Annotated in this window: 25 protein-coding genes; 10 read left to right on the top strand and 15 right to left on the bottom strand. The window is 54.3% G+C overall.

The genetic code is table 11. The features are described from left to right. The first annotated feature begins 113 nt into the window (after positions 1 to 113). Genes R3F50_13270 through R3F50_13250 form a run of 5 tightly spaced genes read left to right on the top strand, consistent with a single transcriptional unit; the run spans position 114 to position 5,046 of the window. On the top strand, positions 114 to 1,373 hold the full coding sequence (locus R3F50_13270; protein ID MEZ5491274.1) for a branched-chain amino acid ABC transporter substrate-binding protein: 1,260 nt from the start codon (positions 114 to 116) through the stop codon (positions 1,371 to 1,373). Positions 1,374 to 1,421: 48 nt separating this feature from the next. Then, positions 1,422 to 2,372 carry a branched-chain amino acid ABC transporter permease gene (locus R3F50_13265; GenBank protein ID MEZ5491273.1) on the top strand — a complete coding sequence of 317 codons (951 nt, stop codon included), beginning with the start codon at positions 1,422 to 1,424 and terminating at the stop codon, positions 2,370 to 2,372. 4 nt (positions 2,373 to 2,376) lie between these two features. After that, positions 2,377 to 3,600: a branched-chain amino acid ABC transporter permease gene (locus tag R3F50_13260; GenBank protein ID MEZ5491272.1), complete on the top strand. Its 1,224-nt coding sequence runs from the start codon at positions 2,377 to 2,379 to the stop codon at positions 3,598 to 3,600. 5 nt (positions 3,601 to 3,605) lie between these two features. Beyond that, entirely contained in the window at positions 3,606 to 4,358 is a 753-nt protein-coding gene (locus R3F50_13255; GenBank protein ID MEZ5491271.1) for an ABC transporter ATP-binding protein, read from the top strand. Then, positions 4,351 to 5,046 (top strand): ABC transporter ATP-binding protein, encoded by a 696-nt coding sequence (locus tag R3F50_13250; GenBank protein MEZ5491270.1) that lies wholly within the window; start codon positions 4,351 to 4,353, stop codon positions 5,044 to 5,046. The genes R3F50_13255 and R3F50_13250 overlap by 8 nt, the downstream gene beginning before the upstream one ends. A gap of 124 nt (positions 5,047 to 5,170) precedes the next feature. Here the strand turns inward: R3F50_13250 and R3F50_13245 are convergent, their stop codons facing one another. After that, the gene (locus tag R3F50_13245) at positions 5,171 to 5,659 is read right to left on the bottom strand and encodes a MarR family winged helix-turn-helix transcriptional regulator (GenBank protein MEZ5491269.1); all 489 of its coding nucleotides are present in this window, start codon (positions 5,657 to 5,659) and stop codon (positions 5,171 to 5,173) included. A gap of 210 nt (positions 5,660 to 5,869) precedes the next feature. Between R3F50_13245 and R3F50_13240 the strand changes: the two genes are divergently transcribed. Further along, positions 5,870 to 8,182: a DUF5916 domain-containing protein gene (locus R3F50_13240; GenBank protein ID MEZ5491268.1), complete on the top strand. Its 2,313-nt coding sequence runs from the start codon at positions 5,870 to 5,872 to the stop codon at positions 8,180 to 8,182. Between the two features lie 39 nt (positions 8,183 to 8,221). Then, positions 8,222 to 8,431 carry a hypothetical protein gene (locus tag R3F50_13235; protein ID MEZ5491267.1) on the top strand — a complete coding sequence of 70 codons (210 nt, stop codon included), beginning with the start codon at positions 8,222 to 8,224 and terminating at the stop codon, positions 8,429 to 8,431. Positions 8,432 to 8,793: 362 nt separating this feature from the next. Here the strand turns inward: R3F50_13235 and R3F50_13230 are convergent, their stop codons facing one another. Both R3F50_13230 and R3F50_13225 read right to left on the bottom strand, forming a co-directional pair. Beyond that, positions 8,794 to 9,153 (bottom strand): DUF1428 domain-containing protein, encoded by a 360-nt coding sequence (locus R3F50_13230; protein MEZ5491266.1) that lies wholly within the window; start codon positions 9,151 to 9,153, stop codon positions 8,794 to 8,796. A gap of 137 nt (positions 9,154 to 9,290) precedes the next feature. Continuing rightward, positions 9,291 to 9,677: a hypothetical protein gene (locus tag R3F50_13225; GenBank protein MEZ5491265.1), complete on the bottom strand. Its 387-nt coding sequence runs from the start codon at positions 9,675 to 9,677 to the stop codon at positions 9,291 to 9,293. 152 nt (positions 9,678 to 9,829) lie between these two features. Here R3F50_13225 and R3F50_13220 point away from each other — a divergent pair, with 152 nt between their 5' ends. Beyond that, positions 9,830 to 10,834 carry a hypothetical protein gene (locus R3F50_13220; GenBank protein MEZ5491264.1) on the top strand — a complete coding sequence of 335 codons (1,005 nt, stop codon included), beginning with the start codon at positions 9,830 to 9,832 and terminating at the stop codon, positions 10,832 to 10,834. Positions 10,835 to 10,951: 117 nt separating this feature from the next. Here R3F50_13220 and hslO read toward each other — a convergent pair whose 3' ends face one another. From hslO to R3F50_13205, 3 genes are all read right to left on the bottom strand, one after another. Further along, positions 10,952 to 11,824 (bottom strand): Hsp33 family molecular chaperone HslO, encoded by an 873-nt coding sequence (hslO, locus tag R3F50_13215; GenBank protein ID MEZ5491263.1) that lies wholly within the window; start codon positions 11,822 to 11,824, stop codon positions 10,952 to 10,954. Positions 11,825 to 11,844: 20 nt separating this feature from the next. Beyond that, on the bottom strand, positions 11,845 to 14,112 hold the full coding sequence (locus R3F50_13210; protein MEZ5491262.1) for an anthranilate synthase component I: 2,268 nt from the start codon (positions 14,110 to 14,112) through the stop codon (positions 11,845 to 11,847). A 270-nt stretch (positions 14,113 to 14,382) separates the two neighbouring features. Next, positions 14,383 to 14,988: an NAD(P)H-dependent oxidoreductase gene (locus R3F50_13205; protein ID MEZ5491261.1), complete on the bottom strand. Its 606-nt coding sequence runs from the start codon at positions 14,986 to 14,988 to the stop codon at positions 14,383 to 14,385. Between the two features lie 310 nt (positions 14,989 to 15,298). Here R3F50_13205 and R3F50_13200 point away from each other — a divergent pair, with 310 nt between their 5' ends. Then, positions 15,299 to 16,486 (top strand): CaiB/BaiF CoA-transferase family protein, encoded by a 1,188-nt coding sequence (locus R3F50_13200; protein MEZ5491260.1) that lies wholly within the window; start codon positions 15,299 to 15,301, stop codon positions 16,484 to 16,486. 274 nt (positions 16,487 to 16,760) lie between these two features. Beyond that, positions 16,761 to 18,467: an SLC13 family permease gene (locus R3F50_13195; GenBank protein MEZ5491259.1), complete on the top strand. Its 1,707-nt coding sequence runs from the start codon at positions 16,761 to 16,763 to the stop codon at positions 18,465 to 18,467. 28 nt (positions 18,468 to 18,495) lie between these two features. Here the strand turns inward: R3F50_13195 and R3F50_13190 are convergent, their stop codons facing one another. The 9 genes from R3F50_13190 to R3F50_13150 all read right to left on the bottom strand — a co-directional run bounded on the left by R3F50_13190 (position 18,496) and on the right by R3F50_13150 (position 26,443). Next, entirely contained in the window at positions 18,496 to 19,173 is a 678-nt protein-coding gene (locus R3F50_13190; GenBank protein MEZ5491258.1) for a sulfotransferase family 2 domain-containing protein, read from the bottom strand. Between the two features lie 14 nt (positions 19,174 to 19,187). Continuing rightward, on the bottom strand, positions 19,188 to 19,910 hold the full coding sequence (locus R3F50_13185; GenBank protein ID MEZ5491257.1) for a GDSL-type esterase/lipase family protein: 723 nt from the start codon (positions 19,908 to 19,910) through the stop codon (positions 19,188 to 19,190). Positions 19,911 to 19,946: 36 nt separating this feature from the next. Beyond that, positions 19,947 to 20,888 carry a sulfotransferase domain-containing protein gene (locus R3F50_13180; protein ID MEZ5491256.1) on the bottom strand — a complete coding sequence of 314 codons (942 nt, stop codon included), beginning with the start codon at positions 20,886 to 20,888 and terminating at the stop codon, positions 19,947 to 19,949. Between the two features lie 24 nt (positions 20,889 to 20,912). Continuing rightward, positions 20,913 to 21,284: a DUF2237 domain-containing protein gene (locus R3F50_13175; protein MEZ5491255.1), complete on the bottom strand. Its 372-nt coding sequence runs from the start codon at positions 21,282 to 21,284 to the stop codon at positions 20,913 to 20,915. A gap of 102 nt (positions 21,285 to 21,386) precedes the next feature. Continuing rightward, positions 21,387 to 22,055 carry an HD domain-containing protein gene (locus R3F50_13170; GenBank protein ID MEZ5491254.1) on the bottom strand — a complete coding sequence of 223 codons (669 nt, stop codon included), beginning with the start codon at positions 22,053 to 22,055 and terminating at the stop codon, positions 21,387 to 21,389. A gap of 24 nt (positions 22,056 to 22,079) precedes the next feature. Next, the gene (locus R3F50_13165) at positions 22,080 to 22,766 is read right to left on the bottom strand and encodes a zinc metallopeptidase (protein MEZ5491253.1); all 687 of its coding nucleotides are present in this window, start codon (positions 22,764 to 22,766) and stop codon (positions 22,080 to 22,082) included. A gap of 209 nt (positions 22,767 to 22,975) precedes the next feature. Further along, entirely contained in the window at positions 22,976 to 24,115 is a 1,140-nt protein-coding gene (locus tag R3F50_13160) for an acyl-CoA dehydrogenase (protein ID MEZ5491252.1), read from the bottom strand. A gap of 10 nt (positions 24,116 to 24,125) precedes the next feature. After that, positions 24,126 to 25,346, bottom strand: coding sequence for an acyl-CoA dehydrogenase family protein (locus R3F50_13155; protein ID MEZ5491251.1), 1,221 nt, complete (start codon positions 25,344 to 25,346; stop codon positions 24,126 to 24,128). A 56-nt stretch (positions 25,347 to 25,402) separates the two neighbouring features. Next, positions 25,403 to 26,443, bottom strand: a complete 1,041-nt coding sequence (locus R3F50_13150) for an alcohol dehydrogenase (GenBank protein MEZ5491250.1) — start codon at positions 26,441 to 26,443, stop codon at positions 25,403 to 25,405. Between the last annotated feature and the right edge of the window lie 14 nt (positions 26,444 to 26,457).

Below are 26,457 nucleotides of genomic sequence, written 5' to 3'. Positions count from 1 at the left end.
GTTAATGTCGGGCCACTATTAAAAGAAACAGCGCTCCGAGAGTCTTCTAATCCAATTGCCCAGCCGCCAGCCCTGGCGGGCAGTCGCCCTGAAAACAACATGGATTAACAGCGATGAATACTACCCTGAAAAAAGTCCTGCTCAACGCCCTGGTATTGTTTTCACTGGCGCTAACGGCGCTGGCGGGCCAGGCCCAGGAGCCGGTCCGCATTGCATTTATTGACCCTCTATCAGGCTCCTTCGCATCCATCGGGAACAATGGTCTTAAACAGCTTCAGTTCGCTGCAGACTATTTTTACAATGCCAGAAACGGCATCCTTAATGGTCGCAAGATCGAAATTGTTCCCCTGGATAATAAACAAAGCCCAACCGAAACCCAGTTACAGTTCCGGCGCGCCATTGGCGAGGGAATACAGATAATTTTTCAGGGCAACAGTTCTGCCGTCGCCAATACCCTGAGCTCTGCTGTTGACCGACACAACCGGCGCAACCCGGACCAGGAGGTGTTACAGATCAATTATTCGGCGGTGGACCCTATCCTCACCGAAGAGAATTGCAGTTTCTGGCATTTCCGTTTCGATGCCCATGCCATTATGAAGCTCGAAGTACTCACCGATTACATCGCCATGAATGATGCCATCAAGAGTGTGTACATCATCGGTCAGGACTATTCCTTCGGCCAGGTTGTAGCCGAGACCTCGATTGCCATGCTGAAAGAAAAACGCCCGGACATCCAGATCGTCGGGGACGAACTTCATCCTATCGGGCAGGTAAAAGACTTTACCCCCTATGTCACCAAGATAGTCGCCTCCGGAGCGGACGCCGTGATTACCGGCAATTTCGGCGCAGACATGGTATCGCTGGCGCGGTCAATAATCGACTCGGGACTGCGTATACCGATATACACATTCTATGCGGCTTACGACGGCATCACCGCAACACTGGGAGAGGATGCCAAGGGCCTGGTCTATCTGGTTCACAACGAGACCTCCAATCCTATTCCCACCGAGGAACGCAAGGACTTCATCCGGGCTTTTAAGGCCGCCAACCCGGGCAACGATGTGACGCAGCCGCGCATTGTCAATGCCCTGCGCATGGTCGTAGAAGCAATCGAAAAAAGTGGCAGCACTGCCCCCTACGATATCGCCCTGGCCCTCGAGGATATGCGCCACACCACGTTAAGCGGTGAGGAAGTCTGGATGCGCGGCGAAGATCATCAGATTTTTCAATCGCTGCACATTTCGGTGCATACCGACGAGAACATTGAATTCGATGCGGATAACTCAGGCTTCGGCCTGTTCAGCGAATACCATGTACCTGCAGAGGAAACCTTTAACGAAACCAGCTGCCGTATGAGACGACCCCGCCGTTAAGGTACCGGCACCCGCTGAAACGCAGCGCGCAGAGAGAACAACGAACAGATGCTGGACGTATTCGTTTTTGCAACCCTCAATGGACTGGTCACCGGGCTGCTGCTGTTCATGCTGGCGAGCGGCCTGACACTCATCTTCAGCATGATGGGCGTACTGAATTTTGCCCATGCCAGTTTTTACATGTTAGGCGCCTATTTCGCCTACTCAATCAGCACCTACCTGGGTTTCTGGGTCGGGTTGTTAGTGGCCCCCGTCATCGTCGGCATCCTCGGGGCTCTGGTTGAACGCTACGGACTGCGTCACGTACACAGACACGGTCATGTTGCAGAGCTGGTGTTCACCTTCGGCCTGGCATTTCTGATTGAAGAACTGGTGCAGTTCTTCTGGGGGCGGGATACCAAAGACTACCAACAGCCCGACTTACTGGATTTCCCGCTGTTCACTCTCTTTGGCCAGGAATTCTCCGCCTATCGGGGGTTCATGATTTTTATCTCGGTAGCCATCTTTATCGGCCTGTACCACACCCTCACCCGCAGCCGCGTTGGCATCATCATTCAAGCCGCCATTTCGCACCCACATACGGTCGCCAGTCTGGGTCACAACGTACCGCTGATCTTCATGGGCGTTTTCGGCGTGGGGTCTGCGCTGGCTGGTGTCGCGGGAGTCATCGCCGGGCCGGTCCTTACCACGTTTCCCGGTATGGCGCTGGTGCTTGGCAGCATCGTGTTTGTCATTGTCGTCATCGGTGGTCTTGGCTCTCTTGCCGGAGCTTTTCTTGCCTCGCTGTTGATCGGACTGCTGCAATCCTACGCCATCGCATCGGATGTCGGCATGCCGGACTTGCTGGCACTGCTGGGCCTGTCATTCGAGCGCAGCCACCCATTGAACGATCTGTGGACACTGACGTTGCCCCAGATTGCTCCGATCCTGCCATTTCTGCTGCTGGTACTGGTGTTGATATTCCGGCCCACCGGCCTGCTTGGCAAGCGGGAAGAATGAATCAATGCTAAAGAAACTGACAATCTGGCTTGTCTTTCTCGCCATCCTGCTGATACTGCCCCGGATATTCGATTCCATACTTGGAATCTCTATTCTGAACCAGATGGCCATAGCCATCGTTTTTGCTCTCAGCTATAACATGCTGCTGGGCCAGGGGGGCATGCTGTCATTCGGCCATGCGGTGTATTTCGGGCTTGGCGGATTCATGGCCGTGCATGCCCTGATCATGATTGAATTCGAAACTGTCTACTTTTCCGTGGTCCTGATCCCACTTGTCGGCGGTCTGTTCGGGTTAATGGCGGCAATTCTTATCGGCAGCTTTTCGACCCGTAAAGCCGGCACCGTGTTTGCCATGATATCCCTGGGTATTGGCGAACTGATTGCTGCATCTTCGCTGATTTTTGCGGATTTCTTCGGGGGCGAAGCCGGCGTAATTGGCGACCGAACCTTTGGCCCGCCATTGTTCGGTGTCGACTTTGCCCAGGACCTGGAAGTCTATTACCTTGCATCTTTCTGGGTCTTCATCGCCACGCTTTTCATGTACCTGTTCACCCAGACACCCGCCGGCCGGATGGCCAACGCCGTCAGAGATAACCCCGAGCGCGCCGAATTTATCGGGTACAGTGCCCGGCGGGTACGCTTCATTTCCTTTTGTGCCTCGGGGCTGTTTGCCGGCATCGCCGGTGGCCTGTTCGCCATGAATTATGAATTCATGACCGAGGAAAACCTCAACGCGGCGACATCGGGCCGGGTGTTGCTGATGGCTTATATCGGCGGCCTGGGCTATTTCATCGGCCCTATAATCGGCGCTGTGATTCTGACCTTGATGAACTCCTTACTCAGCAGCTATACAGAGTTGTGGATGCTGTACCTGGGGATTATGTTTCTGCTCACTGTGATGTTTCTGCCGCGAGGATTCGCCGGTTTCATTATGATGCACCAGACTGCCTGGGTTCACGGCAGATTGAAGAACCTGCTTGCCCCCTACCTCATAACCGGCACGCCTGGCCTGGCCTGCTTAGCTGGCGCCATCGCACTGATCGAAATGAGCCATACGCAGCAGGAAGTGTTCCATTACCTGGGCCTGACACTCAACCCGGCGAGCATTTTCAGCTGGGCTATACTGATCGGTCTGACTGGCGCCTCCGCCTACCTGACCTGGCTTTCCCTGGGACAGTTGCGGGACGCCTGGGATACCGCCAACTCTGCTTTGGCGGAAAAGGAGTGAGCAGCATGGCAATACTCTCACTGCAGAATGTCAGCAAACATTTCGGTCCCACTCCGATTATCCGTGATGTCACGCTGGAAATTCAGGAAGGCGAGAAGCACGCCATTATCGGCCCCAATGGCGCAGGGAAATCCACCCTCTTCCACCTGATCAGCGGTCGCTACAAGTTGACTTCCGGCTCTATCAACTTCAAGGGTAAAGCCATTCATGACAACACACCCTATCAGATAGCGAGGCTCGGCCTGGCAAGAAGTTTTCAGGTCACCAACATTTTTCCGCGTATGAACGTATTTGAGAATATTCGCTGTGCATTGTTATGGAACGCCGGTTACCGCTATTCGTTCTGGCACCTGCTGGGGCGGGAATTCGGTCTGAATGATAAAGCACACTCAATCCTTGCGGAAATCGGGCTCAGCGACAAGGCACACTTCCCTGCCGCCGAACTCGCGTATGCCCAGCAACGGGCTCTGGAACTGGGGATTGCCATCGCCGGAGGAGCTGACGTCATCCTGCTGGACGAACCGGTGGCAGGCATGAGCCACAGCGAGGCGGAAAACGCTGTACAACTGATTCGAAAGGTTACCGAGGGGAAAACCCTGGTCATGGTCGAGCACGACATGAACATTGTGTTTGACGTAGCAGATCGCATCAGCGTGCTGGTCTACGGCGAGATTATCGCTACCGATACACCACAGAATATCCGCAACAACCCTAAGGTTCAGGAAGCTTACCTGGGAGAGGTGGCCACCGGTGCTTGAAGTACGCAACCTGCATGCCTATTACGGTAAAAGTCACATCCTGCAGGGAGTGAATTTCACCGTCAAGGAAGGCGAAATCGTCAGCCTGCTGGGGCGTAACGGCGTAGGCAGATCCACGACGGTTAAAACCATTATGGGCGAAGTAAAACCCCAGGGCTCGATTCACTTCAAAGGGCAGGAAATAGCGGGCAAACAATCCTTTGAGATCGCCAAACTTGGTATCGGTTACGTTCCGGAAAATCGGGATATCTTCCCCACGCTGACCGTTCGCCAGAACCTTGCCCTTGGCCAGAAATCTGCCCGTACCAGTGGCCGCTGGACCATCGAGGAAATTTTCTCCATGTTTCCTAACCTGAAGGCAAGAGCCGACGTCCCTGGCGGAGTTCTCAGCGGCGGCGAACAGCAAATGCTGTGCATGTGCCGTACCCTGATGGGGGACCCGGCCCTGGTCATGATCGACGAACCGACCGAAGGCCTGGCGCCCAAACTGGTTGAACAGGTTGGCAATCTGCTACGGGAAATTGCCGATCGGGGTGTGTCCATCCTGCTGGTGGAACAGAAGCTGAATATCGCCCTGAGAATTTCGAGCCGACTTTATGTCATGGGCCATGGCAAGGTGGTCTACGAAGGCACACCAGAAACCCTTATGCAGGCGGATGACGTCAGAGCAGAATGGCTTGAAGTCTGAGAATAGGCAGTTTCACTGCTGATAAGAAACAACCATGCCCTGCAGGATTATAAGTAGAACTTCAGGGGTATGCATAATGGCAGGTCGTCCGGCTTGCTGAATTGGCGAACCCTTGTTCAACTATTCATTTTGAATCCGCCTGAGTCACCGCGTAAACGCGCGCTAATAAAGTATTCAGCGCTTCCATGTCTTCTTCACCTATCAACTTTCTCAACCTGGATTGAGAGGCTTCCCATCGTGGTATAGCTTCAAGCAGGACCTTATTGCCTTTCTCTGTCAGTTCTACTTGTCGAGTACGTCCATGCCCTGAATCCCCTATTTTGATTAATTGTTGTTTGCTTAGAGACTTAAGGTTTCGACTCATTGTGGTTCTTTCCAGACCCATTCGATTGGCGACATCGCTGATAGACAATGGGCCAAGCCTGGAAATTATCATCAGCGCACTGAAATGGCCCGAATCCAAACCAATGTCGTCCAAAATACCTGAATACAGTCTACTTACCGCACGTGACGAGCGCCGCAGGTGAAACATACTGCACCGAGAATTCAGTCCCGCCTTAAGCAAAGTTTCATAATCGTTTAGCTGTGTTATCAACTCCTCGTCCTCAGGCAATGCAGTAATCTCCTCTTGTATTGGTCAGGTAGTGGTACCGCTTTCGCGCCTCTATTCTAAATTCGACGCCCACCAGCGTCCAACATTACGTCAGACTGCCAAGCCGAATGTAACCCACGATGTCACACATTGGCACACATAGTGTATATACACTATGTGCAATAAAATGTAGATTTCACAAAAAACAATTAATCCAAAGAAGAGGATCACATGGATAACAAGAATAGTAAAAACGACCAGGCCGTCCTCGCTGTTTCGGCTTTTGCTCTGCTGAAAAGCTCTCCATTGAAAGCATCTTTGGCTGTGTTTGTGGTGTGCAGTATTGGATTCTCCAATGCCAGGGCACAGGAGGTTGTAGTAAGTCATGATGCCGAAGGCAGAACAACTATAAAGGCGGTCCGATATGACGGCGATATAAGCGTGGACGGAAATCTGGATGAAGATGTTTATACACAGCTTTCCCCAATTGACAGTTTTATTCAGCAGATTCCAGATGAGGGGGGCCCGGCCAGTGAGAGAACTGAAGCATGGGTCTACTACGATGACGATAATATATATATTGCTGCACGCAACTACGAATCAGTACCTGAAGAAGATTGGGTTGCCAATGAAATGCGCAGGGACACCATTCAACTCCGATCCAATGATTCGTTCTCAGTCATGCTGGATACTTACCTCGACCGACGCAATGGCGTCGCGTTTCTGGTGACTCCGATCGGAGGCTTCTCTGACTTTGCTATAGCCAACGAAGGTGACAGAGGTCGAGGCGTGAACTTTGACTGGAATGTCGTTTGGGACTCCCGGGTCGGCCGTTTCGACGGAGGCTGGACCGTTGAGATGCGCATACCATTCAGATCGCTTCGCTACGAACCCGGAGCGGACCAGACCTGGGGAGTTCAATTTCGCCGCATCATAAGACGACTGAATGAAGCTTCCTATCTCACTGAGTTGCCGATCTCGGCAGCTTTTGGTAACAGCCTGGTCGCCGGCATGTGGCGAATTTCACAAGCCGGTACGCTTACTGAGATAGAGGTCCCCCCACGCAACTTCAACCTTGAAATTAAGCCTTACGGCCTTAGCAACTTATCAACAAATCGCCTGGTGACGCCACAGATCAACGACGAGCTGGATGGCGAAGTGGGAGTTGATGTTAAATTTGGAATTACCAACAACCTGACGGCTGACTTTACCTATAACACCGATTTCGCCCAGGTGGAAGTGGACGAAAGGCAGGTAAACCTGACTCGATTCGACCTGTTTTTTCCTGAGAAACGAGAGTTTTTCCTGGAAGGCAGGGGGAATTTTGATTTTACACAGCCTGGTAATCTGGACATACCAACCATGTTTTTCAGCCGCCGAATCGGCCTGGAACAGGGACAGATTGTACCCATAGATGTCGGTGGCAGGCTAACCGGAAAGATCGGGGACTTCGATGTCGGTGCCCTGACAATCGGTACTGATGGCGCAGGACTGGAGGGTTTTGAATCCACTGACTTTTCTGTTTTGCGAGTCAAGAGAGACATTCTCAGCCGCAGTCGCGTAGGACTTATTCTGACCGACCGATCAAATTCAGCCATTAGCGAGGGTTCCAATCAACTATACGGTATTGATGGGCAGTTCAACTTCCTCACAGATTTTGAGCTCAGCGGGTTTGCAGCTAAAACAGAAACGTCAGGCCTCCAGGACGATGATCTGAGCTATATGGGAAACTTTGAATACAATGGAGACCGCTATGGATTCCGGTCAGGTTATCTTGTAGTTGAAAACAATTTCAATCCAGAGATCGGATTCAAGAGACGCAACAATTTCAAGCAGTATGAAGGTGGGGGTCGCTTCAGCCCCCGCATCGCCTCCAGCGAATCTATTCGGCGGTTTGTACTCCAGGCTAATACAGAGTCTTACTGGTCTGCCACTACAGATAATCTGGAGACTCGCCGCCATGAGCTAAGCTTTACTGCCGAATTCGAAGAAGGCGACTCGGTGGATATCTCAGTGATTGATGAATTTGAGATGATAACCCGACCATTTCGCATCGCACCGAAGGTAACACTGCAACCGGGTGAGTATGATTTTACCAGCTACGAGCTTTCGTACAGTCTTGGAACCCAGCGGCAATTCAGCGGCCAATTATCATTGCGGGTTGGCGACTTCTGGAGTGGCACCAACACAGCTATCGGACTCAGCTCCGGCCGCCTCGAACTTTCGCCGCAGTTATCAATCGAACCAAGTTATTCATTTAATAAGGTTGAGTTACCCGAAGGTGATTTTCGTACCGAGCTTGGTCGGTTTCGCGTAACTTACACCATTACTCCACGCATGTATTTCAGTGGCTTAATCCAGTACGACTCCAGAGCCAGCTCTTTCAGCAGTAATTTTCGCTTCAGATGGGAATGGGCACCCGGCAGCGAACTATTTATTGTGTACAGCGATGACAGGAATACCGATCCTTTCGGTAATCCCGATTCGCTTGAATTAAGAAATCGTGGCCTGGCAATCAAATTCAATCGATTATTTCAGATATAAGGAACCTCTGACTAATATTGTGAAACCTGAGGAGTCAAAATGCCCAGAAAAAAGAACAAAAGCCAAGCCAATAGGATAGGAAGACCACCCCTTGGCGCAGATGAGTTGATGAATGCTATGACCATTCGCCTTCCACGCGAGATCGACCAGCGCATCGAGGAAATCAGAGCGTCTCGCATAGACGGGCCGACCAAATCCACCATCATTCGAGAACTGCCTGCCAGGGCGCTGCAAGAGTACCCGACATAGAATGAACTTATGGAAGCGTGAGTTGGCTGGTTCCGACCAGCGCTCTTCAGCTTATTGGCCAAACACTATGGGACCTCTGCCTGAGGGTCAATAGACTCCTTCTTTTTCAGATGTTCCAGAATCTGCCAGATGTTCATCGAGGATCCATTGTGGACTATAATCCGCACCGATTCCTGACATTTCCAGGAAGTTACAATACTGAATGCGATAGGACTCATCATAGAGTTCATGCATTTTTGCCACTAAGAACGGCTACATTCTGTTGTCGTTCAGTCAACCCTAATAGGCCATTCGTAGATGATGACATGAGCGGTGATTCTGCTTGGAGTAACCTCACTCACTGGCGAACTGGCAGCAGATGCTCATCCCTCCCTGCGAAACAGCAGGATTGGTTCGAACCCGCCAAGAATCATGCGCTTGCCATCAAATGGCATCTCGCCAATCTCTGCCATGCGGGGATCGGCGAACATGCCTTTGTGTGCTTTGTCAGCAGTCGCACGATCCGGCCATATCACCCAGGACACGACGATTTTCTCGCCTGGCAGGGCTTTTACTGCCTTGCGATAATCAGTCTGCTCACCGTCAGGCACGTCAGATTCCCAATTTTCAGCTATTTCCAGCGCCCCGTACTCCTTGGCAATCTCAGCATACTGCTGCGCCAGAGCGACGTATTGATTCTTTTTATGTTCTGGCACCCCCAGCACATAGGTATTGATATACATTGTTGGTCCCCTGTTGCCCTGCCAAATCGAAAATTGTGTTGCTGCGCCATGTGACAGTGTATCGCACTCCTAATCCTGGCGGCGAAAGCACACGCTCAGCCATCCAGGGGAGCCGCTGATAATTCTACCGCACGTATTTACCAGCTCTCTACACCCATGAGTTTTGGCGCAGCGGCCAGCCACCAGGGTGAACTCCAAAGCAGATTAATGATAACTGACGTCGGCAGCAGACCCGCAAACCAGCACATACAGGCCCTGGGCATGGTTTTCTGTCGTACCAGATCGGAAGCAAGCAACGGGAGAATCTGCAAAATTATATACAGATCAGGTGCAACAGGGCTCAAGGGTATGCTTTTCGGCAACCAGGCGATACGATCAATCGCCGCCGGCAAAGGCAAAGCGGTTGCCAGAATCATCAGGCGCTTACTGCGGGGGAGTCCGGGCCGGGCAGCTTCCTGGCTGTCTGCCGGGCGGGCGGTACGGTACGATTCAGGAACTGTTGTGGAATGAATGAAGGAATCCAAGGGTGGGGACTTGCCGCGCCTCCAACTCAGCGCATCTTCCGCCCCGGGCATCGAATTTCAGGCAGATTCCAGTATCTTAGTCTTTATAATACGAGCTATCTGTAAGGGGGTTCACCGTGCCCTGCTTATCCCTGCATCCGGAGGAACAAACGTTGAAATCCAAGCCACTGGCAGCACTCGGCGCAACCCTGGCTGCCGCATCACTGCTTTCTGCATTTGCGGCACAGGCACAGGATGACTATCTGGTGCCACGTACCAGTTTTGGCGCACCTGACCTGCAGGGCACCTACAATATTGCCACCGTAACCATGCTGGAGCGAGGCGCACAGTTTGGTGGCAAGCCGGTCATAAGCGCTGAGGAGGCAGCCCGTATTGGAACTACCGGGGAAAGTTACCTGGAAGATCTTACCTCCCGCGATGCGGACTCAGAGCCGGACGTTGGCGGTTACAACACGTTCTGGATGGACCCCGGTGAACGCATGGCAGTCATCAATGGGGAAATAAGAACCTCAATCATAGTGGAACCGGAGAACGGTCGACTACCCTGGGCCGAAGGTGCCCAACGGGCCATTTTCGCCGGCAGAGCTTCGGGCCGGGGCCAGTTTGATGGGCCTGAAGCGCGCCCCCTGGGGGAACGCTGCCTGGTGGGATTTGGCTCCTCAGGAGGCCCTCCCATGCTGCCCGTGCTTTATAACAACCATAGTCAAATCGTGCAGACTGAGGACTACGTGTTGATTCTCGCGGAGATGAATCACGATGCGCGCATTATCCGTATGGGGGACACACAGCACACGGACCAGCCCAAATGGCTGGGCGACTCAATAGGTTATTACGACGGTGACACTCTCGTCGTAGAGACGACCAACTTCCATCCTCAGCAGAGCTTTCGGGCCTCATTGCGGCATTTTATTTACCTGTCCCCGGAAGCGGTGGTTACCGAGCGCTTCACGCGTCTTGACGACAAGACACTGCTCTACAGCTTTACCGTTGACGACCCCAGGATCTACAGTCAGCCCTGGACCGGTGAACTGCCCATGAACGCCGTTGAAGACCGGATTTACGAATACGCCTGCCACGAAGGGAATTATGCGCTCCCCGGTATTCTTGCCGGCGCTCGTCAGGAAGAGTTACAGAACGAATTGGGGAAGCAGGACTGACCCCGGATATCTGTCGCGGGGAGGAAGCTCTCCATGGTCCGACCCGCACAGACTTGATCGAAAGTGTTTTGGATTAATGGGGATTTGCTTCGAAAGGGTGTGAATCTCAGAAGCCTGCTAGTGTGCCTTCCCGTCAACAGGACTTTCAAACAACAGCCCCAGTTCGCCCTCCAGGAAACGATACTGCTTACCACAAAATTCGCAGGTTATTTCGACAGCACCCTGTTCGGCGATTATGCTCATCACCTCCTCCTCGCCTATAGCGTGCAGTGCCCGTGCAGTGCGTTCCCTGGAACAGCTGCATTGGTAAACCACCGGCTTCTGGTCAAAGAGTTTTATCCTGTGCTGGTGAAACAAGCGATACAACGTTTCTTCGTTTGTCAGGGACAACAGTTCATTGGAAGTCAACGTAGCAGCGAGCTGCGACACTGTACTCCACTCCTCGTGCCGTAACTCTTCGTCTTTCAGTAATTGAGCGGGCAGTTGCTGCAGCAGCAGACCGGCACATGTAACACCGTCCGAAGCGAGGAAAAACCGGCTTTCCAACTGCTCAGAGCGGAGAAAATATTCTTCCAGGCAGGCTGCAAGCGTGTGTTGTGCAAGCGGGACGATACCCTGATAGGACTCTCCCTGATGGGGCTCGATAGTAATCGCCAGGGTCCCGGCACGGAGCAGGTCAGCAAACTCATCCGAGACAGGGTCGTCACTGTAGCGGGCGATCCCCCGCAACTGCTGCTCACTGGTGCATTCCGCCATGATCAATGGAATTTCGCCCTGACTGCGAGCCTGCAAAACCAGTCTGCCGTCGAACTTCACCGTAGTACTGAGCAACACAGAAGCCGTCAGGAACTCCCCCAACAGATTGCGAACCGGCCCCGGGTAATCCTTGTTGGCCAGTACTTCAGTGTAACTTTCGCCCAGCCTGACCACCTCGCCACGGATATCCAACCCGGAAAAAAGGAATCGCTGACAACTGTCTGCCTGTTTCATGTGCTATCCGGCTATACAAATTAGCGAACCACTGATCTAACAGCGCGCTGCCTGACGGCATCCCGACGGGAGTCAGGGTAATCTGCCAGGGGTTCCTTGAGTGCTACGGCGTATTGTACAACATTCCCTATCAGCCTGAGTCCGGCACTATCTCCCAGCGTAAGAATCGATTCGGGATGAAACTGTACCGCCAGCAATGGATGCAGACGATGCTCCACAGCCATGGGGATACCGTCGTCCGTTTCCGCAACGATTTTAAGACACGCAGGCAGGCGACTGGCATACAGGGAGTGATAACGACCGGCCGTGAACTGCTGCGTCAACCCCTCCAACTGGATTCCGCCAAGGTTTTTTATTGTCGAAGGCTTGCCATGCATGGGATAGTCCAGAAGCCCCAGCTCGCCGCCGAAATATTGCACCAGACCCTGCAATCCTAGACAGACGCCGAATACCGGCGTCTTCGTTTTTAAACACAGTGCCAGTGACTCATCCATCCGGTAATCTTCCGGTCGGCCAGGGCCCGGAGACAACACCACCAGATCGTAATGCGTCTGCCGTAATTCCTGCCTGGCCATTTCAGGCCGCAGGGTACGAAGGTGAACACCAAACTGCCGGAAGTAACCAGCCAGATTGTGCACAAACGAATCCTGGTGATCAATCATCAATACCCTGAGCCCGCCCCGGCGATCCAGCTCGGCACGCAAAATTCCGGTCAACTGTTCCGGCTGACTGTCGGACAGCCCTGAAGTTCGACCTCGCACGGCATCCAACAGCGCCGATGCCTTCAACCGGGTCTCTGCTTCTTCGCTCTCCGGGTCAGAATCAATCAGCAAGGTCGCCCCGGCCCGCACTTCTGCGATTCCGTCCTTGATGCGCAGGGTACGCAGCGTCAGGCCGGTATTCAGATTACCATCAAAGCCGATGAAACCCATGGCGCCGCCGTACCAGCGACGGGGTGATTTTTCATGTTGTTCGATAAACTGCATGGCCGCGTGTTTGGGGGCACCGGTTACCGTTACTGCCCAGGTATGGGCAAGGAAACCATCCAGCGCGTCGAACTGAGGCGCCAGGCTGCCCACCACGTGATCTACGGTATGGATCAGGCGCGAGTACAGTTCAATCTGCCTGCGACCAACCACCTTGACACTGCCCGGCTCACAAACCCGCGCTTTATCATTGCGATCCACGTCGGTGCACATGGAAAGCTCCGACTCGTCCTTACTGGAATTCAGCAGCTTTCTGATCTGCGCTGCATCGCCAATGGCATCTTCACCACGCTTGATAGTTCCTGATATCGGGCAGGTTTCAATACGCCCCCCGTCTACTCGAACGAACATTTCAGGTGACGCGGCGATCAGGTACTCCTGTTCACCCAGATTGATCAGGGCCCCGTAAGGAGCCGGGTTGCTTTCTTTAAGACGGGCAAAAACTGTAGATGGCAGATCCGTGCAGGCCTCAAAAAAAACCTGTCCCGGAACAACTTCAAACAGATTGCCCTGACGAAACTGCTCGATAGCCTTTCTGACACTCAGCGCGTACTCGCCAGCACTGTGGTCGCCCGCTCTGTTGCACTTTGCCGCAGGTAAGTAGGCGCGTGACGCACCGCTGCGCTTCAAACCTCCAGTGGTCTCTGTAAGCGCCGGCGACTCCCAGCTCCGGCAGACAAATTCATAGTTATGGCATACGGTTTCACCCAGCCGGTGGTCGGAAACCAGAATCTGATCCGGCAGATAAAGCACCAGATCCCGGTGTTCGCCACCACGGGCCTGACTGCGGTGGATGTCCTCAAACTGGAAGCCCAGGTCGTAGCCAAAGGCGCCGTAGAGGCCCAGATAGGGATCGGTGTCAGAACCGAAAAGCTCGATCAGAAGCCTCAACACCGAAAAGACGGAGGGCTGGCGGCTGCGCAGTTCCTCAGAAAATACCTCGCTACCCGGCGGGACCTGCAAAGTTATCTTCAGAGGGTCATGCTTTAAATCCGCGAGCGACGGTTCATCGCGCATGGCATGCCAGAGCGCCGGCAGCAACAATTCACCCCGCCGGTTCAGCGCTTCGATACTGACCTGTCTGCCACGGGCGACCACCTGGATTGGCGGATTTACAAAGCCTACATCCCAGCGCGTGTAGCGCCCAGGGTACTCATAAGACGAGGACAGCAACAGTCCGCGCTGATCATCTAACCGTCGGGCGAGACGTAACATCGCATCCGGGTAATCATCGACAAAACTGGACCGCCGTACTGCGATATCGCCACGGGTCTGGTAACTTAACTGCTTGATAGCCTGCATTTTCGGACTCTCCACACCGGTCTTCGAGACCTGGGAGCCCATTGAACTGCTGACGTACGTGGGATTTCTGAACAAACGGCCGCCGCAGACAACGGGCGGCCAGGAAAGGGGTTAACGAATTTTCGTCTGGCGACCCGGGTTGGAGGGCCACCAAAAATAGGATTGCATAGTCATAGTGGCGCGATAATGCGGCAATCTGGTGGACGAGTCAAGGCGTGCCACCAGCCTGGCTGGATATCAATCGCATTCGGACCTTTCCACTCAGTGCCATCAATCGGCCAGGCTTACCGCAATTTCTGCAATACGACGCCCCAGTCTGCGGGCATCTTCATTCTCAGTCTCCGAAAATTCGTCGGGCGAACCCGGGTCAATAGCGGCCGCGCCAGGCAGGGCGTAACCGTTCTGACCATCGCCGTAAGTGGGCCCTGCCACCATCATTCCGGTATTGATCATTGCCAGTAACAGAGAGATGATGACGTGCTCTTTTCCGCCTGCCGAGCCACCTCCGGTAGCAAAAGCGCCACCGATCTTGCCTGCCAGGAAGGGACTTCCGTGCTCCAGGCCTATGCTATCGATGAAATTTTTCATCGGCCCCGCCATGTTTCCGTAGTAGGTGGGAGAGCCGAGAATAATTCCCTCGGCGTTACGCAAATCATCTATTGTGACTGACTCGATTGGTTTCAGTGAAACATTAACGCCATCGACGGCATCCGCTCCTTCGGCAACGATTCGCGCCAGACTCTGGGTTGTACCGGTCAGGGTGTAGTAGGCAATCAGGACATCGGCTGGTGCTGTCTGGGCAGCGACCCGTGGCACGGAGAAAAATGATCCTCCCAGAATCAACGCACAGACAAAACAAAGCGTTCTACATTTCATCTTCTTGATTAAATCCCCACGTCGCTTGAATCCCCCTGGTTTCTCGACCGCAAAAAACCGGGTGGAATGCTATTCTGTCCAGAGCCTTTACGGGCCCCTGAAACCCCAGTAAAACGCCGAAGCGGGTTGAGAGTCAAGGACATTAAACGCCCCTATTGCCAGGTTGAACCTGTGCCCTGCTTACTCTATGCTCAACCCTGGAATCGATTCTCAGCCAGGCAACAACAATTATGATAAAGCCCGACTTGTGGACAATACCTGCTCAGCAGGACTGCGACAGCAGTCGTTGAGAAATCGGGAGGGTTTCATCATGGACACCAACCCGCCGCTCTCAGGCATTCAGGTCGTTTCCCTGGAGCATGCCATTGCCGCACCGCTATGTACCCGTCAACTGGCTGAACTGGGCGCCAGAGTCATCAAGGTTGAACGACGGTTGAACGGTGACTTCGCCAGGCAGTATGACGACCGTGCCCGGGGTCTTTCGTCGCATTTCGTGTGGACCAATCGCGGCAAGCAGAGCATGACCCTGGATCTCAAGCACGATCGTGCCGAATCGATTCTGCACCGGCTACTGCCTGGTACCGATATCCTGGTCCAGAACCTGGCTCCCTCGGCGGCGGAGCGGATAGGGCTGACCTACGAACTGCTTAGTGACAGGTATCCGCAGCTGATCGTCTGTAATATTTCCGGCTATGGCGGCTCCGGCCCCTATGCCGGCAAGAAAGCCTACGATCTGCTGGTGCAGGCGGAAGCAGGCTTTCTGACCGTGACCGGCACACCTGACGAGATGGTCAAAAGCGGTATCTCAATTGCCGATATCGCCGCAGGCATGCAGGCCCACTCTGCCATTCTGGCGGCTCTGATCAAGCGTGCCAGGACCAATGAGGGCAGCAGAATCGACATTTCCATGCTGGAATCCATGGTGGAATGGATGGGGTTCCCGCTGTATTACGCCTACGAGGGGGCGCCACCACCGAATCGATCTGGTGCCGATCATGCCAGCATTTATCCCTATGGTGCTTTCCGCACCGGCGACCAACAGACCCTCATGCTCGGCGTACAGAACGACAGGGAGTGGCTGGCATTCTGCGACCTGGTGCTAGCGCTTCCGGAACTGGCGTACGATGCCCGATTCGCCGACAATACCGGGCGATCAAGCAACAGGGAAGAACTCAGGGCCCTGATCCTAAAGCAGTTTGCCAATTTCACGGCCAGGGAACTTGAAGAGCGCCTGGATCGATCGAAGATTGCGTGGGCCAGGGTGAACGAAATGGCTTCCGTCTGGGAGCATCCACAACTGACAGCATTGCAGCGCATTGTGGAAATAGACACACCCAACGGACCGATCAGAAGTTTCCGTTCCCCGGGCAACAATAACAGTTACGAGCCGCAAGCCGGCGCCGTTCCCAGCCTGGGCGAACACACGGACTCCATTCTGACGGAACTGGGATTCAATAAGACCGACATCGACCAGTTCAGGTCTGAGGAAGTTATATGAGGAGCCTCTAATTAATTACCACAACGCCCGGCGGGAGCCTGTCGGGTGCTACTGCCAGGCGTCGTGCGCAGGGAAGGGTCACTCCCTTGCCAAGCGCGACAACCACGCAGTGGCGCCCGGCGGGGCCTTCAGACAAGCCCGCTGGCTTCGTTGCACTGACTTGGCAGGCCGACGCATACCGGCGGTAATGCGCCTTGCCAGCGAACTCGTCTGAAGCCCAGAGCATTGTGGTAATTGATCAGAGGCTCCTTAAACGGAACAAATGGAGAAAGACGTGGCAGACCTCAAAGAGAAAGCACCAACAGCGGATGCACCCCAGAAGAGAAACTTTACGATCAGCACCATTGGCCTGTTTCTGGGACCGGCGGTGTTCCTCTCCGTATTGTTTTTCGTCGATCTCGATCCGGGAAATCCCCTGGTAACCCGGATGGCTGCGGTCGTATTACTGATGGCTATCTGGTGGATGACAGAGGCCATTCCATTGCCGGCTACGGCACTGCTGCCCATCGTGCTGTTTCCGCTGCTTGGCATTATGCGAGCCGGCGAAGTGCCGGCCGGCAGCCAGCTCAGCATTGACCCGGCAGCCTCGTCAATCCCTCCGAGCAGCGTGGACATTGTCTTTCCCAATGTGGCCGCTCAGTACATGGACTGGATCATCCTGCTGTTCATGGGTGGTTTTATCATCGCGCTGGCAGTGGAGAAGTGGAATCTGCACAAGCGCATTGCGCTCAATATTCTCAAAGTGATTGGCGGCCAGCCTCACCGGCTGGTGCTGGGATTCATGATTGCAACGGGCTTTCTCTCCATGTGGCTGTCCAACACAGCCACGGCCCTGATGATGTTACCCATGGGCATGTCGCTCGTGCTTCTCTATGAAGAGCTGAATGCCGGCATCGAAGCCAAAGGCGGAACTGTGGACGCAAGGGCCAGTAACTTTTCCCTCAATCTACTCCTGGGAATCGCTTACTCCGCCTCCATAGGAGGCTTTGCCACGCTGATAGGTACGCCGCCCAACGGCGTGCTGGTAACCCAGATGGGTCAGCTTTTTCCGGAAGCGCCGGAAATCACCTTCTCTACCTGGTTCCTGTTTGCCCTGCCCCTCAGTTGCGTCTTTATGCTGGCTGCCTGGCTGCTGTTGACCCGCTTTGTCTTTCCGTTGCCGCCGACAACGCCATTCAGCGGCCGCGATTTTATAAATGGCGAGATAGCCAAGCTGGGGCCCATGGGGAATGAAGAAAAGAAGGTCGCCCTGGTGTTCGGTTCGGCGGCATTCCTGTGGATTACGCGCAAAGAGAGACTGTTCGGTGCCGATGTGGATATTTTTGGCTGGAGCCATTATCTGGATCGACTGCTGACCGCAGTGGGCAGTCCTGAGGTCGGTTACATGATCGACGACAGCACGGTCTCGATCACCATGGCCTTGACCCTGTTTCTGATTCCAGCCAGCAAGGCGGTCGGCGGCAGGCTGCTGGACTGGGAAGACATGAAAAAACTGCCCTGGGGAATATTACTGATCTTCGGCGGTGGCCTGGCAATTGCCAAGGGCTTCGGGACATCCGGCCTGTCGGACTATATCGCCGGACAGCTGCAGGCTCTGCTTGGCGACGCCAACCCGCTGGTGATCGTTATCAGCACGGTGGGTTTTATTACCGGCCTGACGGAAGTCTCCTCAAACACTGCGACGATTTCCCTGGCGGTACCGATCATGGCGAGTCTTGCCCAGGCGATAGAGGTGCATCCCCTGTTGTTGCTGATACCTACCACACTGGCCGCTTCCTGCGCATTCATGCTGCCGGTTTCCACCCCACCCAATGCCATCGTGTTTGGTTCCGGCCGGGTACCGATACGAAAAATGGTCATCGCCGGGCTATGGCTGGATATGCTGTCGGTTGTGCTGCTGACAGCCTTTGTCTACACTCTGGGGCACTTCACCTTCGGGGTGCTGGGAGAGTTTCCGGCCTGGGCCATACCGGTCAGATAGCGGAGTGTCGGCAGCGATTGCTGCATCACTAAGGCTGACGGCTCAGCTTCTCATGCACCTGAGCCGTATCCGCGATTTTATCAAAATCGTAGCCAAACAGCTGCAGATCCTTCTGATAGCGAAGCGCCACTTTCTGCTCCAGCGCAGCCGAATAGAATTCCCTATAATCGTACCTGCCCTGGGTATTGAGATGGCTGACACCGTCATCGACTGAAGGTGCTATTCGATTCACCACCTGGCGAAAATCTGATTCCAGATTCTCCAGCCTCCCTATAAAGTCAATATTTTCCAGATCGATCGAGGTAAACATGGAGCGGTAATGGCGATCGCACTGCTCTTCAGGCAGATCACAGATCTGCAACGCAAACTCCTCGAAGCTCATGCCCTCGTGAAAAGTCAGATGACGGATATAGCTGGGTCTGATGTCCTCCAGCCGCTTATCTTTAATCTTGTGCAGATAATTGGATACCAGCCTGCCGAAAGGATTCCTGACAAAGGCGAAGCGGAAATAATCACCGAAGTATTCCGCTTCAAACTGCCGTGGATTGCGGTTGTTGTTTACCGAGATCCAGTCATCTCCTGGCAGGCTGTTGGTAATACTGATCGAGGCACATTTTCTCACCTTGTACCAGACGGCCTTCTGATCGTGAGACACCAGGGCCGAATACTTCTCAGTATTAGTAGATAAAAGGTTTCTTAAGGACATAGGCATGTCAGCTGTCACTTGCCAAAAGCGGGTTCATGACGCGCTTCCATAGGCATCAGCGCCGCTTTGATTGCCGCGCCCCAGATAGCATTACCCAGATCGTTCAGATGCAGATTGTCGGCCACGAATATATCAGTCATTACCGAACCGTCCACGTTCAGAAACGGTGTTTCAACATCCACGTAGAAAACCAGCGGGTCCTGCTCGGCTATAGCCCGGTAACCCTTACTGACTGCCTGGGCCTGAGGCCAGACATTCTGGCGCAGTACGCTGGGTTTGACCGACAGCACATAGATTCGGGTTTCCGGCGAAGCCTCATGCACGCGGGCAATAATGTGCCGCAAGTCATCCAGAATCATTTCCCGCGTAATACCATAGCCTGCAACCCCGGTGTCATTGTCCCCTTCGTAGATGAGAATCGCCCTTGGCCTGTACTTGAGAGCCACGCGATCAAGATAATGAACCACATCATGCATTATGGAACCACCAAACCCTCGGGGTATTACGGTCAACGGTGCCAGGGCCCCGGCGGCCTCATCATTCCAGCGGGCAATACTGGAACTACCGGTCAGAACTATGGCCCCCTCCGGCGGTGGACTGAGCCTGTCCTGCTGTTCGAACCGCTGTATTGTCTCTTCGAAACGCGTGGGATCCGGGTACTCCTGCGCGCCGAGACTTAGCGGGAAAGTTACCAGAATCAGTGCAGATATCAGGGATATTGTCTTCCAGGTATTCATAGTGTTTTCCTGCTGTGTTTTTTCTAATTTGAGGTTTCAGTCTGTCGTGCTGACATGTCCGCCGTACTCCAGCCAATGGGCGTACTCACCCCCCAGTTCCCGCAGGGCCAGGTTCTGATAGCGCTGCACCTGCTCATCGCTAAGCACACCCTCCCAGCGCCTGTTGGTACCTTTGTGGAAAAAATTACTGGTATCCTTCCAGGACCCCTGCGTGGCACCGGGCGCCATCCTGGCCGCATTGGCCTTCATGGAGTCAAACTTCACACCCTCCACCAGAGAAGGCCAGATGGATTGATCTATGGGGATATCCAGGAAAGCTGATATGCGCCGCATTTCACCATCCAGGTCTTTCAGAAGATCCTGAAAATGCACACACAGGATATTCGGCAGGTGACGATAATCCAACCAGGTCTTCGCGTGGTGTAAATGGGACCAAAATGGATAACCGGTTTTCTCCCACGCGAAGCTTCCGCGACTTAACCACTCGTCAAACGCTGCCACGATATCATCCGGTGCCTGGGGCAGGCTCGGGCCTTTTCTGTCCGGTGCTTTATTCAGGTCATCGATACGCTCCGGCAGCATGTTATGCCAATGATTCCACATTGACATAAAGACGTCCCTGCCATCACGACCCACAAATATATACCTGGCTTCATCGAGAAACCGCAGCCCATCCAATGGCAGATGAGTCTTGATGTAGCGACGATTCTTCAACCCTTCCAGCATTTCAAGGACAGCATCAACCGGTGCAAAATTCGCATCAAGCCATGGGGTAAGCTGATCCTGGGGCACCGGCGGTTCCGCCTGCTGGAATACCAGCGCAGCACAGATTCCCTGCATCCAGGTGGTACCGGCCTTATAGGAGGTGGCAATGATGATATCGTCACTGCGCGGTTCAAACTCATCCCAGCGGGCAGAATTGAAAAGCGCATTCTGGTAATGATGGGTTTTCTCCGGGCGGGTTGTTATTGGCGTCATTGTCAGTTCCCGATACTGAGAGGATCAATTGAGATCGGCAGCATACTCCTTCAGTTTTTCCAGCGGGACAATCTCCAGGGCTTTTTTATGGGTTCGCATAAGAAAAACCTTGGGTGCCATTCTGTTTTCGTAGGCTTCAAGCCAACGGGCTGCACACAGACACCAGGCGTCTCCAGGTTTGAGGCCAGGAAAGCCAAACTGGGGAGCAGGAGTGGAAAGGTCATTGCCACGAAACCGGGAAAATTCGAGAAATTCCCGGGTGACCTTTACGCAAACAGTATGGGAGCCCAGGTCGTCTTCGTTGGTGTTACAGCAGCCATCCCGGAAAAACCCTGTCAGCGGATCAGTCCCGCAAGGTTCCAGTGGTTCGTCAAATACATTCAGAGATTCATCCATACCTGTCTTTGTACACTACTTGAGGTCGATGTTAAATACCCGGCATAGGCCACGATCCAGAATGCCCGCGCCAATGAACAAGGCTGCGAGACGCAAATCGAATCAAAGCAACTGGTACTGTTCAGTTTTTATCCGGCTGACTTCCAGCTCGCGACGCAATTCATCAAGAAAGAATTGCAAGGCGTCACGACGACGCTGCGCCTCGAGGCGGGCACTGGGGGTATGCAGCCCGGCAGGAAGATGCAGTAATTTATTGTAGAAATGGTCCAGCACATAGTGCCGGTCAGCGGGCTGACGGTGCTCACAAAAGGCATCATCCTGATGATAAAGCGGCGTATGCAGGGCACCTCCCACCAGCATACAGCGCGCAACACCGATCGCACCCAGCGCATCAAGTCGATCTGCGTCCTGAACCACGCAAGCTTCAAGCGTCAGAGGTTTGATATTGGCACTGTAGCTGTGCGCCTGAATTGCATGATAGACAGGATCCAGATACCTGGCAGGATAACCAACATCACTGAGGAAGCGAACCGCCTCCTCAGCCGCCAGAGTTGATGCCTTATGCTTTTCCGGCGAGTCCTTTGGCAGCGTAATGCAATCGTGCAGCCAGGCGGCTGGCACGACCACTTGCCGATCAGCCTTTTCGCTGTCAGCCAGGGCTTTGGCAAGCGTTACCACACGACGAACATGGAGGATGTCATGCGCCGGATCGGTACTTACCCGGTCAGCCATGAACCCCGCCATGGCTGATTCAAACTCGGATTCTGTCATCGAGGTTCTACTTCCTTTCCTTCCCTAACGTCGCAGTATCAGCAGCCAGCGGGCAATGTTAAGCACATTCGCCAGAGCCGCGGCGAAATACGTCAACGCAGCAGCCCGCAGCACCCGTTTAACCTGGGGAAGCTGCCGGTGTTCGATATATTCACCCTGCTTGAGTATCGGCAGGGCCTTGTTAAAACTCGCGTCCCATTCTTCCGGTAGCACGATGAGGTACACAAATGCTCCGGCCAACTGCAAGAGCAGGCTGATGGTAATCAGGGCGCCGATGGCAAAAGGTGACCGCAGCACCAGCCCCACCAGCGGCAGGCACCACATGATGGCGATACCCGCGCGATTGAGTGCCATAGCCTGGGGAATATAGCGCTTGCGCAGCTCGAAGATTTTTTCCTGCCGATGAAACTGGATGGCATGCCCCACCTCATGGGCCGCCACTGCCACTGCGGTGATGGATTTACCATGGAAATTGTCGGGCCCCAGGCGCACCATTCTGGCCTGCGGATCGAAATGATCCCGCATGGGGTCGGTCTCTTCCACACCGATATCTGTCAACTCGAAACGATCGATCAGGTGCCTGGCCAGTTCGCCTCCGGTACCCGGCAACCCGGGAACTTCCTTCCCATAACGCATCATGATGTGCCGCACCCATAGTGACGGCACATAGATCAGCACGGCAAGCAGGGCACCAAGGATCAGCAGAGGCATGCAAAGAGATCCCTCTGATCAAACAGTACCAGCACTCGGCGAAATCTTTTACCGGAAACCATTGGACTGCCGCTGACCCGGCTTCCGAACAAGGAAGAACACAGCCTGAATACGTTGACTGTCTTTGATTTCTGCTATTTTTGCCCGCAACTCTGCCGCATCTTTTATCATCAGAACCTGTAACTCAATGGACCCACAAGGGGCAGGTATCAGAACCCCCTCAGACTGGCATAGCGATCCCGGTGAAACACCTGGTCGCCAAGAAACTGCTGGGCAACCCGTGCCCGCTTGAGAAAAAAGCCGATGTCGAATTCATCCGTCATGCCGATTCCACCATGCATCTGAACTCCTTCATTGCTGACAGTGAAGAATACTTCGGAACATTTGGCTTTCGCCAGGCTTGCCAGCTCTGGCACCGCTGACGGATCGTTATCAAGCGCGTCCAGCGCAGCCAGCACTGCAGACTTGCAGAGTTCTATCTCACAGTACATGACTGCGGCCCGATGCTGTAATGCCTGAAAGGCGCCAATCGGCACACCAAACTGTTCCCGCTGCTTGAGGTAATCAACGATCCGTTCAAACACCTCCTGTATGGACCCCAACATCTCCGCCGCCAGACCGATGCGACCCACATCAAAAACCTGCTCGAGCACAGAATAGCCCTGCCCCAGCCGGCCAATCAAGGCGTTGCTTGTCACCTGTACGTTATCCAGCACAATCGTCGCGGCGTTGCGGCAATCTACCATACTGGTCTGCCGGACAATCACCCCGGGAGAACCGGCATTGACCAGAAACAGGCTGATTCCATCCTGGTCCGCCCGGGAACCGGCACTGCGTGCACTGACGATAAACCTGTCTGCAATATGACCGTCCAGCACCATGACCTTCTTACCATTCAATACAAAACCGTCGCCGTTCGATACCGCAGCCGTCTGGATGTTCGTGGGAGCGTGATGAGGAAGCTCCTCTGTTGCCAGAGCCAGGATCAATTCACCGTTGACAACAGCTGGCAGAAACTCCTGCTTCTGCGACTCACTGCCACCCAGATTAAGCGCTGTCGAAGACAGCAGCACGGTGGATATCAAGGGCGAATTCAGCAGGCTTCGACCGGTGGCCTCCAGCACTATACCAAGACCGGTATAGCCGAATTCAAAACCGCCATAGGCTTCCGGGATCGTCATTCCTGTCCAGCCCAGCTCGACAATCTGGCGCCAGATTTCCGGGTCATATCCCAGCGGATCCCGACTGTCCCGAAGCCGGCGAAGATTACTGAGTGACACATTTTCACGGCAGAAGCTGACCGCGGCTTCCTTGAGCAATCGTTGATCTTCGTTCAGAACCAGTGCCATAGCACCACCCCTATTTCCGCGTCAAACTCAGCAGGTCAGGTAATCCCAACACCCGCTTGGCGATGACATTCAGTTGAACTTCCGCAGTACCGCCTTCAATGGAATTAGCCTTGGAGCGCAGCCATTCCCTGGTGATACCCAGCTCGCCGCTGTCAAAATCCTCTCCCTCCCAGCCCAGGGCCCGATTTCCCATAGCCGACAGCATCAATTCGTAACGGCGCTTGTTCAACTCACAGCCGTAATACTTGAGCACCGACGAGGTGGCATTAGGCCCCTCACTCTGCTTCGACTCATCCAGCGAGCGGCGAGAGGTGAACTCGAAGGCTTCTGCATCCATCATGAAGTGGGCAATCTGGTCTCTCAGAACCGGATCAGTAATGCGCTCCCCATCTCCCCGGTAATGCCTGGCCGCCTGCTCCAGGGTCATCGCATTGGCGCCCCTGTCAATATTGCCGCCGGCCAGACCAAAGCTGGAGATCATCGTACGCTCGTGCTGCAGAAGACGCTTGGCGATAGTCCAGCCGTCATTCAGCCGCCCTACCAGGTTCCCAGCCGGAACGCGGACATCGTCGAAAAAAGTCTCGCAGAATGGCGAAGATCCGCTGATGAGCTGGATCGGGCGGGTACTGACCCCCTTGCTGGTCAGATCGAAAAGTATAAAACTGATGCCCGAATGCTTGGGCACATCGGAATCGGTTCTGACCAGGCAGAATATCCAGTCAGAAACATTGGCATAGCTTGTCCACACTTTGGAGCCGGTGATTCTGTAGGTGTCGCCATCAAGCACCGCTTTGGTTTGCAGGCTCGCCAGATCGGAACCCGCTCCCGGCTCGGAATACCCCTGACACCAGCGGATCTCGCCCCGCACAATCCTGGGGAGATGCTCCAGCTTCTGCTCCTGCGTACCGTACTCAAGCAGCACCGGGCCAAGCATGCTGATACCGAAGCTGCTCAGGGCCGGCCTGGCATTAATACGCTTGAGTTCCGCAGCGAGGACCAGGCTTTCCTCCTTGCTCAGGCCACCACCGCCGTATTCTTCGGGCCAAGTGGGGCAGGTCCAGCCTTTGCTGCCCATGCGCTCCAGCCACAGCCGGCTCTCCGGATTTTTGAACGTAGCGTTTCGTCCACCCCAGACAATTTCGTCGGTAACCATGGGCGTACGCATGGATGGCGGGCAATTCTGCTCCAGCCAGGCACGGGTAGTGTCCCGGAAGTCTTCAAGGTAGCTCACTGTATTTAATCCTCACTAATACTGCTGGCGGGCATTGTCGGGGCAGCCCTCGACTTTCAGACGTTCATCAGCACCTGCCGACCCTTGACCTTGCCCGCCTTCAGATCGGCCAGGGCGTCAGTGACTTCCGCCAGCGGGCGCTCAAGAATTTCAATGGGGGCAACCTTGCCGTCACGAACCATGGCCATTAACTCACCCATCTCCTGCAGGGTCCCTACATAACTGCCCTGGATGATTCGTGCGTTCATGGGAATAAAGGGAATCGGCAGGGTGAGGGAGCCACCATAGAGGCCCACAATAATCAGCTTGCCGCCCTTCCGCAGGCAGTTCAGCCCATAGTTGACACTCGCTTCGGCACCGACGAAATCAATTACCGCATAAGCGCCGCCAGTGCGCTTGCGAATTTCTTTCGCCGTCTGCGGGTCTGAAGAATTAAAGGCCGCTTCGGCACCCAGCTTCCTGGCGGCGGCAAGCTTTTCGTCGTCTATATCAACGACAAGGGGCTGAATGCCAAATACCGAGATGGCAATCTGGACTGCCATCATACCTACACCGCCAACGCCCAGGATGACAACCTTATCCAAAGGTTTCAGATCCCCCACTTTATTCAGTGCCCCGTAGGCGGTCAACCCACTGCATGCGTAGGTGGCCGCCAGGGAATCGGGAACTGCCCCCTTGTCGAACAGGTAGCGACTATGGGGTACCAGCACATGATCAGCGAACCCCCCCGGCCTCACGATACCCAGCGCCCTGCCCGGTGTGCACAGATGCTCGTCTCCCCGCTGACAGGCGGCACACTCGCCACAACCGATCCAGGGGTAGACCACACGCCGATCACCGGGCTTTATGCCCTCGGCATCGGGTCCGACAGCCACTACTTCGCCAAAAATCTCGTGCCCCAATACCTGCCCCGTCTGAGCCACATCAAGACGTTTGCCGTTGCCCAACTCAAAGGCTCCATCATGAAGATGAATATCTGAATGGCAAACTCCGCAGGCCAGCATTCTGAGCAGCACCTGAGCCCCTTCAGGCTGAGGGGTCTCTTTTTCGACCCGGGCCAATGGCGCACCCGGCTCAGTGGTTTCATAAGCGATCATAGGGCTTCTCCAAC

The organism is Gammaproteobacteria bacterium (assembly GCA_041395725.1).
In the GTDB taxonomy this organism is placed as follows: domain Bacteria; phylum Pseudomonadota; class Gammaproteobacteria; order Pseudomonadales; family Pseudohongiellaceae; genus NORP240.
Note: the sequence above shows the minus strand (reverse complement) of the source record. Positions and strands in the feature narration are given on the sequence as shown.